Consider the following 11483-nt stretch of genomic DNA (forward strand, 5'->3'; position numbering starts at 1 on the left):
ATTCAAGGCGTTCTCAATACTAAATCAGTAGAAAAACGGGGCAAGACTGCGCCTAAACGAATCTCCCTTTTAGACCACAAAAAAAAGAGACAGCAGCCTGCCTCTTGAGGAAAATGGTCTGTTGTTCTTTAAAGCAAAATGTCTTGCAAAATCGGATCCTCATGCAGAATGTGGTGCGCGCGGTCACGATATTCCGCCCGGTGCAGATACGTGCAGCGCATCGGTTTCATTTCCGGAGCACGATCAATCGCCATATCAAAATCAGCAACCGTCATCCCGGCGGATTTGGCGAACGTAAAGAACCCGGTATCTTGAAGGACCTTGGTGATGCGTTCATAACGGTGATCCTGCACCTTGCTCATGAGATAGCTGGCCACGCCAACTTGAATGCCGTGCAGCTGTGGTTTCGAGCCATAGGTGTCAAGTGCATGCGAAATCAAATGCTCACTGCCACTGGTCGGCGCACTGCTGCCGGCAATCTCCATCGATATCCCGGCCATGGTCAGCGAATCTACCAATTCTTTAATGAAAAGGTCGTCACGAATCGTACCAAAATCAGTCCGAACAAAGCTGTTTACCGCTTTTTTCGAAAGCATCAGGGCACAGTCATCAACCCGCGTCACGCCGTTCTTTTCCTCAAAGATCCAGTCTTCAGCCGCGGTAATTTTCGATACAAGATCGCCAACTCCGGAGTAGATAAAGCATTCCGGAGCATTTCTGATGACATCGACATCAATCACGATTCCGTAGGGCATCTTCGCATGTACCGAAATGCGCCGTCCATGAATCGTCAGCGACGTATTGGAACTGGAAAAACCATCATTTGACGTCGATGTAGGAACACTGATAAACGGCCATTTGCGCAACAATGCGGTATATTTTGCGGCATCCAATGCCTTGCCTCCGCCGATGCCGACCACAGCTTCGGTTTGTGCCGGAAGCTGAAAAGCGTCGTCTACGACGTGATCGATATCAATATCACCGACTTCCTTTTGCTCAAGCACCTCAATTCCGGCTTGTTTCATCGACCCCAATACTTTATCGCCAAGCATCTCAATTAAACCCGTCCCGAAAAAAAGAACAACCTTGCTGAATTGATGACGCGCAAGCATACGACCGAGATTGGCTAAATTTCCCTTGCGCACATCGAGTAATGATGGAACAACAATCTGATGATTATCGACCGCCATTGATGATTGCCTCCTCATGAGTGGATAGATAATTTGCAACATCCTTAAAATTATTGATCGCAACATAGTCTCTGTGTTCTTGATCGAGCAGCGGCTGCAACTTGCCTTTGGCGAAAATTGTATCCGTCAACAGCGCCGCCTTTAAGTCGGGGCCGCTGTCGCCTGCATAAAAAACCAATTCATAATCTTTCATCAAGTCCGTGGCGAGTTTCTGCTTATCGATTCCATACAGTTCTGAGAAATACGGGCCGTTAGGGTCTACCTGCAATTGAATGCCTCGATCTGCATACACACCGGGATTCGAATAAACCGGTACATCTGTTATACCCTGTTTCTCAAAAATCCGTTTAATGTAATAATCTGTACCAGCACTAATGACAACAAAATCACCGCCAAGCTTCTTGACCTGCTCAATCACCGCTTTGGCATCCGGATCAAAAGGAACGGCATCAATATCTTCATCAAGCTCCTGCTGGTCACGGTCAGCGCGGCTGAATAAGCGGCTGAGATACTCAAGATCGGTCATAACCTTCTGGTCCCAGTCTTCATATAGCTTCTCCGCTTGATCAGCAAAATGGCGGTTAATGAGTACATGAAAAAAATCTTTATCGGATAACGTACCATCAAAGTCAGAAATGAAAAGGAAACGCTTTGTCATACAATAATTCTCCTTTTTTTCATCTGTTATATTACAGTTTCAGTATAACAGATATTTTTTTTATTCCATTTTCTGCAAGCGCAACCAATATGACGAAGTCATGAACACTTCTAGTATGACCCTTTTTACGGTTATTCATTGTTGCGACCGTCGTGCGCGAACTCAATGCGCCTTTAAGCACGTAACAGCTGATCGCAAATAGCGACACCGTTTCGCTCCCGGCAAATAGCGAATCTTAATTCGCGCGGCATTCTACCTGTGCCTCACATTTCATCGCCGCATTAAAAACCTTAATCTTAAATCATGTGTGATGGGCTCATGTCTTTTCGGTGCTGAATCTCGCCGCTTCGGTTACTCGCTTGCCGCGGGCGCACCGCGAGCCTCCTCAAACAGGCAGGAATCTGCGCGGTCTTCCTTGGCTTGCATCAACAAGGCGCGATCCGCAGGCGCCAGAGCATCTGCGCGTTTGATGCACAGTCTTTTGCGTGACCAAAAATCACATACTCTCTTTATCCGCAAAAAATCCTGAGACTCGGCGTATCGCCATCCCAGGATTTTTGTCATGGTTTACCCATTTATTCATCTTCGCGAACAGAATCTACAATATAAAAGGTGCCATTTTCTTTAAAACCAAACCGTTTCGGCTCATCATTCGTTTTTGAGGATTCTGCATCATCATAGACAGTCATTCGCTCGCGAAGCTGATGCGCGTATTGCATCGCGCGCATTACTCGCCCTCCGAACGGACGCGCATGCATGGGCAGCTCAATGTGTTTTCCGCGCGACAGCATGACCGCCACACTCCCTTTTTGTTCATTGTCCGACCATTGTCGGACATGTGAGAAGGACAGCCAAGCACAGGTGTCCGAACGTTCCGTCATCGAAGACAGGAACACAATACCGAGTTCGCCGCAAACACAAATCGGGGGCATACTTTTGTAGCCCATTTCCACAGCTACTTTTTTTCTACCACTATAGGTAGAGCCATAATAGCCGCAAGACTGTGCGACAATCGTTTTAGGAAGCGCCTTGACGTAGCGTTGTGCTGATTCTTCGATCACAAGGGTGCCTCGGTCTCCATCCGATAATTCACAAGGAACCAGCGCCATGGTCTCAGGACGAATAATGTAGTTTTTTTCTGTTTTCATTCAATAACCTCTTTCCTGATCGTATTCATAAACACAGACACAACAGCATTTGAGTGGAATCCACCGCCCCCGGGGAAAAACATTCAGCGGTTTCTAAAGGAGAGAAGAACTTTCAAAGCAGAGGATCAATGCCCCTGCTCTTATACCTATTATTATACAAATATTGGCACAACTTTCAATTATTTAACCGCCTTTATTTTCAGAAAAAATATCTTTTTCACATTTTGTTCATAATTATTGGAATAATCGAGCAAAACGGTGTCCCCTACTGAAAAGCACCGACATCCGCAGATATCGGTGCTCCTTCTTTTTTCCTTTATGGTTTTTCGATATAGTCCTCTTTTGAATAGAGATGCAGCTTCGTACGGCAGATCCATTCGAAGAACCAACCGCAAACAAATGGAATAATCAAGAATATGAAAATCAGAAGCAACAGATTTGCCCCGGTTGCGCCGCCCGGCATAAAGCGCACGGCGTTGATCGGTCCGACAAGACCGGAAAAGCCGAAACCGGCACTGATTGGCGTTCCTTGAATTTGGAAGACAACAGCAAGTATGCCCAGTACAGCCGCATTCAAAAGCACCGGAACCATGATCACCGGTTTGCGGACGACGGCAGCAATCATAATTTTCGGTGTCCCAAGCAATGCTGAAAGCGAAAGCCCAATTGGATTCACCCGCAAGCTGCCGATGAACATTCCGATCGCGGCAGCGACAACACCAAGATTTCCGGCTCCGGATGCGATCCCGCTCATGCCGATCGCCGTCGCAATCGCGACCGTTGAAATGGGTGAAAGAATAATAATCGAAAAGCTGACCGCAACGAGAATTCCCATTAACACTGGGGCAAGTGCAAAATAGCTGTCAACAAGATGTCCGACCAGCGTTGTGATGCTGCGTACAAAAGGCAGAATCCAAAGCCCAATCCCGCCCGAGACGATGCAGACAATCGTCGGCAGAACGAGCGGTGCAAATGCTTTTAGCCGATCGCCGATGATCAGGATGACCCCAACCGCCAAACTTGCCGTCAGCATCGTGTTGATCAAATCGCCCATGCCGCTTACCTGCACGCCGGTTGAGGAAAACACAAGCGCGCCGGAACCGATATAGGTCGCAGAGGCAACCGAAACCATTTGTATCGGATTCAAATTGAATTTAAATGCAATGGCCGTGCCGATCAGTAAAGGCACTGTAAACATAATGGTTGTTACAATTTGCAGAACGATTGCGAAAATCGGTGCATGCGGCGCCAGTGCCTTGCAAATTTCGCTCAGCAAGGCGGATGGAACCAGCCCTGCAACGATACCAATCGCAAGTCCTGTGAGTACGTTATTGATAAAACGCCTCACGGTTAGCCCATCTCCAGTCCCGTTTGTTGTCACCTTCCAAAACCTCCATCCTTCATCCGTTCCTTTTGTTTTTATCATTCCCTTTTTCTAAAAACAGACACGCGCTTGTTATTCTAGCAAGAATTCAGTGATTTGTCGATACAACCCATTGACGCAGTAACGCTTTGTTGCGAAGAAGTCATTAAGAGAAACCAAGTTGATTTTTGTCTACGCTCCGATTGCTCGCTGTCCCGCCGGCTCCAGAGCATCTGCGCGTTTGATGCGCTGTCTTTTGCGTGACCAAAAATCACAGCCTTTATTACCCTTTAATTGTAAAAAAACGTGACCCACCCGCCAAATGAAAAACTGGGCAAGATCACGTTTTCGCACGGGAGCATTCCCTGACAATGCTCATTCGGTCAGCTCACGCGTTGTCTGTGTGCGTCTGCGGAAGAAAAGGCGATCGGCATACCCATACACCGCAAAAACAACCCAGGAGCCAGTCGCGATCGCTGCACCGGAAGCAAGTCCCGGCGTCCGGTACGTAAAGCGAATATGGTTATTGCCGTCGCCAACAGGAACAATCATCATTCCATCGGCGTCGAGGATCTGTACAGGAACGCCATCTACCGTTGCCGACCAGCCTCTATCATACGGTACGCTGAAAAAGGCGTACTTGTCGACGTTGGCATGAATATCCGCCGTGAACCCGTGCCGATCGCGTGTGAACGTGGTTGCCGCTTCCTTCGCTCGTGCCTGTAAATCTTCAGAGTACTCCCCCTTTCCGGTCGTAAACAACTGGCTGTCCGGTAAGGGAATTAAATAATTTTTCACCTTTGACACGTCACGGTCTCTGATCACGACAGCACGCAGTAAAACAAGATGCTTGTCATCATCTGGAATGTGTTGAAAACGGCTCTCAGTCACATAGTAATCGTACGTAAAGCCAATCGGCAGCGTATCCTTATTCTCATAGACGTAGATCCAGCCGGTTCCATTAAAAAATTGTGTAAAAGGCTTCTCGCCGTCAATCTTTGTCGTGCTGACATAAAAGCGTTCCGAAAGCAGCGGATTCAAACCGTACGCTTCTTGAGGAATGATCGTTTTCACCCCTCTTGGTGAACCGATCGATTGGTAGAATTCAAAAATTGAACCGTTCACCATACTCGTGAACGAATTAACCGTTGGCAGACCAGCGACCATCGCCAAATTCCATCCATCATCACTGATCCGAATCCGGTAGTCTTCATCCTTGGGCAAGCGCTGCTTCAACTCTGATCCGGTCCTCACCACCATGTTATAAGCTGCCTCACCTTTTTGATAATCATAAATGCTGTGCGTTGCAAAAATATTAAACAAACCCAGTCCGCCGCAAAAAATAACCAATACCGTCAGCATGAGCGCATACCCGTGTTTCGCATGACGGAAGCGTCCGACAAGAGCATAGGTCGCCAAAAGCCCTGCTGCTGCAGCCACGAAGTAAAATAGAAATTGATCGTAATGAAAAACCGCGCTGCGCTGACTTTCACTCCACGGATAGAACAGAAGAAACGCCGCAAGCACCGCAAGGATCGATGCACAAATCAGCAAGCTTTTTTTGAGCGGAATCTCCGCACGCCGCTCAAGTGCAACTGCCGACATGAGCGCCATAATCAGTACCGGCATGTAAAACCAACGTGCGTAATACGAGGAATTCAGTACATAGAACAAACTGTTTAACAGCGGTATGGCAGCCATAATGAGACAGGCAATCATAAGGCGGCGCATCCAACCCTTTCCGGCAAACATTTGTGCGAGCACCAGAACCGGACCGAACAGCGGCAGATAGGCGCTGCTTGATGAGAAGTCCGATGGATAGATGGCGGATTGATGCGGCATCAGGTCGGCTGGCATCACAAATGCTTTGATCAGTGCCAGATAGCGCGATCCGCTGTAAACAAGCGCATTGGGGCCGTAAAGAAACGCGTCCAAGCGCGGATTCTGCAACGTAAACAGAATGGCCGGGAGAAACAGCAGACAAGCCATACCAATCCCAAGCAGCCCTTCCCAGATGATCCGCGGCAGCCGGCACAGTGATTGCCGCCAGTCCTCACAAACATAGCGCAACAAGTAATAGACGATTAAAAAAACCACTTCACCGATGAAAAAGAAGAAATTCAGCGTTGCATTCAACGCCACTGCTGCAGCAAACCAACCTTTTTTGCGATCCGATACGAGCCGGTCGAAACCGGCAAGCAGCAGCGGAAAGAACGCGACAACATCGTGAAAATGATTGAACATCAGGTTCACCGCGGAAAAGCCGGAAAAAGCATACAAAAGTGCACCAATTATTGCGTAACGACTGTCGGTAACATAGCGGCGCATATAGCCGTACGCGGTTACTCCGGCGATGCAGTATTTCAACAGAAACATCGGTCCGACCACATAAGGGAAGAAGGAAGCCGGAAAAATCAGACTCAGCCAAAAGAACGGACTGCCTAACGTATAGAAGCTGTACGAAGCAATAAAATTACTGCCCAAGTCCGTGGACCAGTTCCAGAACCAGTCCCCGCTCTTAATCGCCCGGTTACTGAGCATATTAAACGGAATCTGCTGATAATTGAAATCGCCAACCAGCGTGAATAAACCTTTGCTTGCAATAATTGAAGGAAGGAACATCATTCCTGAAGAGATGAGACAAAGCAGAAAGACTTTCGTATAGTCCGAATGAATCATTTTTTTCATAGAGGTGGAAAACATTTTAGGAGCTCCTTGTCTGACATTCTCGCAAACTTAATGGACCCTTCTATTTTACAATAAGACTACTCGAAGCTCAGCTTTGATCATATCATTCGTCACGTAATGGAATTTGTGGGATGATAGAGTGAAAGAAAAGCGATGCGTTTCAAGCGTCGCCGGAATGTAGAAAGGCGATTGGCATGAGCTATGATCTTCAGCCGCTGCTCCGCAGTTTCGCGGCAAAGCAAAATCAGGAAAATGCACGGGCGATGGCCCGCTATATGCGTGATCAATTCCCTTTTTTCGGCATTAAGACTCCGGAACGGCGTGCCGCTGTGCGTGACTTTATCAAGCAATACGGTCTACCGGAAGCAAATCAAATTGAGATTGCTGTCAAAACACTTTGGAGCCATCCAAATCGTGAATGCCACTATGCCGCACTGGATCTGCTTGTTCGTCTTAAAAAACAGCTCAACCGCGAGCATTTACCGCTCCTTGAATGGATGATCACGAGCAAGTCTTGGTGGGACACGGTCGACTGCATCGCCCCGCAATGCTGCGGTCCACTGTTTGCTCGTGATCCGCAGCTCATCCAGCGTTATGCCGAACCCTGGATCATCAGCGATCATCTGTGGCTGCGCCGTGCCGCGCTGCTCTTCCAATTGAAATTCAAAGCGCAGACTGATGAAGCACTGCTCTTCCGCTACATTTTACTCAATGCAGATTCGGATCAATTTTTCATTAAAAAGGCGATCGGATGGGCATTACGTGAATACGCAAAGACCGCTCCCGATACCGTTGGCCGCTTTATTCATGAGCATCCGCTCAAGCCGTTGAGCAAACGTGAAGGTCTGAAATGGCTGAACCGAAAGTCCCATTGATCAAGGAGGCTGAGCATCATTGGAAAACGAAACCGTTGATACAATCAGAAAAGAAGTCGGCAAACGCCGTCTGACACTTCCCGACGGCACGAAACTACCGATTCTCGGACAAGGCACTTGGCATATGGGCGAGGATTGGAGCAAACGCGATACGGAAATCGAGGCACTTAGGCTTGGCGTACGGCTTGGAATGACGCTGATCGATACGGCAGAAATGTATGGCGAAGGACGCTCCGAATCCCTCATTGGCGAAGCATTGGCCGATCAACGCGATGCTTTGTTTCTCGTCAGCAAAGCCTATCCAAGTCATGCAACGCGCGAAAAACTTGCTGAAGCTTGCAATCACAGCTTGAAACGGCTTAAAACCGACCATCTGGATCTCTATTTGCTTCATTGGCGCGGCGGAACACCGTTAGAGGAAACGGTGCGCGGCATGGAAGCATTGAAGAAAGCAGGCAAAATTTTACGATGGGGTGTCTCCAATTTTGACACAAAAGCTATGCAAGAACTGTGGTCGGTACCCGGTGGAAAAAATTGCGCCGTCAACCAAGTGCTCTACCATCTCGGCTCCCGCGGTATTGAAGTCGATTTGCTGCCATGGCTGCGCGCGCACCAGGTCCCGATCATGGCCTACTGCCCGCTCGCCGAAGCCGGTTCACTGAAAGCAAAACTTTTGAAAAACCGTACGCTGAACCAAATTGCAGAAGCGCACGCGGCAACGATGCTTCAAATTCTGCTTGCCTGGACGGTGCGCCATGCGGAGCGCGATGGAATTCTTGCTATTCCGAAAGCAGCGAGACCGGAACATGTGCTGCTGAATGCACAGACCGCGGCAATTCGCTTGTCCACGGAAGAAATTGAGGAACTTGATCGCACCTTCCCGCGTCCCTCACGCAAAGTTCCGCTGGATATTGTTTAAGCCGAGGCCTTTTTTTACAGCCATTTGTCCATAGAGAAAAGTGCTTCCTGGATACGCCGGAAGCACTTTTCTTTTTAATCCAATCCATTAACGGTTATTGCTCATCGATATAGCGTCACGCCTTACAAAGCGACAGGCGCCAATTTGTGCCGGTACCGATGTTGTACGCTTTAGCAAAGGAACCCTGATTGATTGCCACACCAATATTTTCAAGCGAATTGATATACAGCAGCGGCTCGCCGATCGCCACCTCGGCAAATGATTGGGCAAACACCACCGTATTCTCATAGACTGTCCGTGTGTCATTCTTTATCTTGACCGCTAACCGATCGCCGCGTGCCACATCCAGTTCATGGAAGAGCTGGTGATCGATATTGGTCCACAGGTTACCGAAACGGACATCGAGTACATCAATTGTTCCTTGTACGTGATGATCCTCACGATATGCGGGAACAATCGGCAGTTCAACCAGCGACTCGACCGGAACCGTTTTGCCAAAATGTTCATAGTCAATTTGCCCTGCCGCTAACTTTGCTCCGTTGAATGCATAAATATCACGACCGAAAAACGTAAACGATTCGCCGGCTGTCGGCAGTTTATTTACCTTCTCATCGAAAGTGCGCACACTCTCGATCCCTTCAATGCGTTTGATATGCGTCAATGTCCCATTGTCCGGTGTAATGATGTATTGATTGCGTTGGGTTCGGGCAATCACGCTTCGGCGTGTCGATCCGACGCCAGGATCAACGACGGACACGAATACCGTGCCTTCCGGCCAATAATCAATGGTCTGGCGCAGACGGTAAGAAGCCTCCCAAATGTTATACTGTGGAATATCATGCGTCAGATCATAAATTTTCAAGGTCGGATCGATCGAATTCGCTACGCCGTACATCGCGCAGACCGCTCCGTCCACAAGTCCAAAGTCGGTTTGAAATACCAATGCATGCTTCATCACAATCACCTTTCCTTTTTTCTATCTTTCCACAATGATCCAATTAAAATCGAACAATCAAAAACCCCGCCCTTAATCGAACGACTAAGGACGGGGGTTCATTTCCGTGGTACCACCTTGTTTTACCGGGCATTCACATGACCGGTCTCAGCGAGTACATGCACGAGGCGTGCATAAACTCCGGTTTTTATAACGAGAACCTTAACTCGTCGCGGCTTACTTCAGGAAAATCCATTATTCAGTCACGCAGCTCAGAGGCCATGTTCGCGCTTTTGCTGATACTCCTTTTCACCAACCGGAGCTCTCTGTGAAAAAGCAAAGGCACTACTTCTTCTCTTCATTGCTTTTTTTATTTTCGTACATTTATTATTAGTCTCGGTTTAAAAAATGTCAAGTCAATCGCGGTTGCCTCTTCCTCAAACGCCAAAAGGCTCGTTTGGTTCTTCCAAATTTCTAATAAATCTTTTATACTATCCATTGAGAGAAGGCCTCTATTCCTGATGTATTCACCTTGGTCGGTATACATTTAGAATAAGGAGCCTTCTCCTTTTCGTCCAGTCAAAATTGGACTAAAAAGAAATAAAGAAAGAACTGCATGCCATCGCATCCTCTTACGCCCACATCAAATTTATCCCCCGAGAAACATTTTACACATAGCCTTTTACTTGAGACTATTTTGCGGGATGCGCTCGATGCATTCGGTGATGCAGCACCGCCTCGCGGTTCACATGCACGGGGAGGAAACGGTCAAAGAAGAGAATAAAATACCCCATGCATAGGAAGCTGATTAAGGTGCCGAGATTAATGCCAAGCAGTTCATGACGAAAAAGTCCAACCGCAAGACCAATAGCCAGCGGAATGCCGAGTGAAATCCGCTGTGCCAAGACCACATTACCCTTTAGATACTTTTCACGCAAAATTTTCAGCATATCATCAAATGGATGCAAGACCAGATTCACCTTGAAATAGATGGATAGCGCGGCTGCGATACAGAGTACGCCGATCACGCAGACAATCACGCGCAGCAGCCAACTATTTACAGTAATCGGCTGCATCACCAGCAGCCACAAATCGATCAAATACCCGAACGACATCATATACAGAAAGTTAAAGACATCTTTGATCCCGTTCCAATGCTGTCTGAGCAAGTCGTCCGCCACGAGCACCACAAGCCCCATAATGATCAGTACGGTTCCAACAGTCAAACCTGTAGCGCTCGAAATATTGAGACTCGCTGCCGTCCATGGCGCCGAGCCAAACGCCGCCTTCACCGTCAGCGCATTTCCAAATGCATTTAATAGTACTGAAGTGCAGAGCCAAAGCAATCCCTTTGTCATTTGTTCGTCAATCCTCCAACGAGCTGATCATTGCATGAGTCACCGGCGCAGTTGCAGAGTTAACGTTACGCGCGTAGTTTTAGGCAGTCATCGATTTCTTCCTATGTCTCCCCACATTCTATCAGGGATGCTGTGAAATGCAAGTGAATGCTTTGATTCGCTACCCCTTTTCAGGTTTAATGCGCATCCCATTCGTTCGATACGTGTTGCATACGGTTTGATACGCGTTCTCGGATTCATTCCTCCGCGAACGGCTTGATACTAAGAAAAACCGGGCAAAATACGCCCGGTCCTTAATCTCCAACCATGTGTGATGGACTCGTGTCTTTTCGGTGCTGAATCGCCGCTTC

Annotated in this window: 10 protein-coding genes and 1 other annotated feature; of the genes, 2 read left to right on the forward strand and 8 right to left on the reverse strand. The window is 48.0% G+C overall.

What is annotated here, in order from left to right; translation table 11 throughout:
• Nucleotides 1-128: 128 nt before the first annotated feature.
• The 5 genes from AA84_RS0114575 to AA84_RS0114605 form a co-directional block, all read right to left on the reverse strand.
• A complete protein-coding gene (locus AA84_RS0114575) occupies nt 129-1190 on the reverse strand; it encodes an iron-containing alcohol dehydrogenase family protein (protein ID WP_028977812.1) in 1062 nt (353 codons plus the stop codon).
• Nucleotides 1177-1848, reverse strand: a complete 672-nt coding sequence (locus AA84_RS0114580) for an MtnX-like HAD-IB family phosphatase (protein WP_028977813.1) — start codon at nt 1846-1848, stop codon at nt 1177-1179. Before AA84_RS0114580 ends, AA84_RS0114575 begins: the two co-directional genes overlap by 14 nt.
• Before the next feature lie 575 nt (nt 1849-2423).
• Nucleotides 2424-2996, reverse strand: coding sequence for a competence protein ComK (locus AA84_RS18070; RefSeq protein WP_051578068.1), 573 nt, complete (start codon nt 2994-2996; stop codon nt 2424-2426).
• Between the two features lie 316 nt (nt 2997-3312).
• On the reverse strand, nt 3313-4377 hold the full coding sequence (locus tag AA84_RS0114595) for a PTS sugar transporter subunit IIC (RefSeq protein ID WP_028977815.1): 1065 nt from the start codon (nt 4375-4377) through the stop codon (nt 3313-3315).
• Between the two features lie 357 nt (nt 4378-4734).
• The gene (locus AA84_RS0114605) at nt 4735-7062 is read right to left on the reverse strand and encodes a YfhO family protein (RefSeq protein WP_028977816.1); all 2328 of its coding nucleotides are present in this window, start codon (nt 7060-7062) and stop codon (nt 4735-4737) included.
• Nucleotides 7063-7241: 179 nt separating this feature from the next.
• On the opposite strand from AA84_RS0114605, the gene AA84_RS0114610 reads away from it, so the two are divergent.
• Both AA84_RS0114610 and AA84_RS0114615 read left to right on the forward strand, forming a co-directional pair.
• The gene (locus AA84_RS0114610; protein ID WP_028977817.1) at nt 7242-7922 is read left to right on the forward strand and encodes a DNA alkylation repair protein; all 681 of its coding nucleotides are present in this window, start codon (nt 7242-7244) and stop codon (nt 7920-7922) included.
• Nucleotides 7923-7941: 19 nt separating this feature from the next.
• Nucleotides 7942-8841, forward strand: a complete 900-nt coding sequence (locus AA84_RS0114615) for an aldo/keto reductase (protein WP_028977818.1) — start codon at nt 7942-7944, stop codon at nt 8839-8841.
• A 115-nt stretch (nt 8842-8956) separates the two neighbouring features.
• Here the strand turns inward: AA84_RS0114615 and AA84_RS0114620 are convergent, their stop codons facing one another.
• The 3 genes from AA84_RS0114620 to AA84_RS19455 all read right to left on the reverse strand — a co-directional run.
• On the reverse strand, nt 8957-9799 hold the full coding sequence (locus AA84_RS0114620; protein WP_197737498.1) for an SAM hydrolase/SAM-dependent halogenase family protein: 843 nt from the start codon (nt 9797-9799) through the stop codon (nt 8957-8959).
• 80 nt (nt 9800-9879) lie between these two features.
• Nucleotides 9880-10146, reverse strand: a binding site (T-box leader).
• Nucleotides 10147-10467: 321 nt separating this feature from the next.
• A complete protein-coding gene (locus tag AA84_RS0114630; protein ID WP_028977820.1) occupies nt 10468-11133 on the reverse strand; it encodes a YczE/YyaS/YitT family protein in 666 nt (221 codons plus the stop codon).
• 160 nt (nt 11134-11293) lie between these two features.
• Nucleotides 11294-11483, reverse strand: a 190-nt coding sequence (locus AA84_RS19455) for a hypothetical protein (protein ID WP_236628098.1), incomplete at its 5' end; no start/stop codon positions are given.

This window comes from Sporolactobacillus terrae DSM 11697 (assembly GCF_000648615.1).
Lineage (GTDB): Bacteria > Bacillota > Bacilli > Bacillales > Sporolactobacillaceae > Sporolactobacillus > Sporolactobacillus terrae.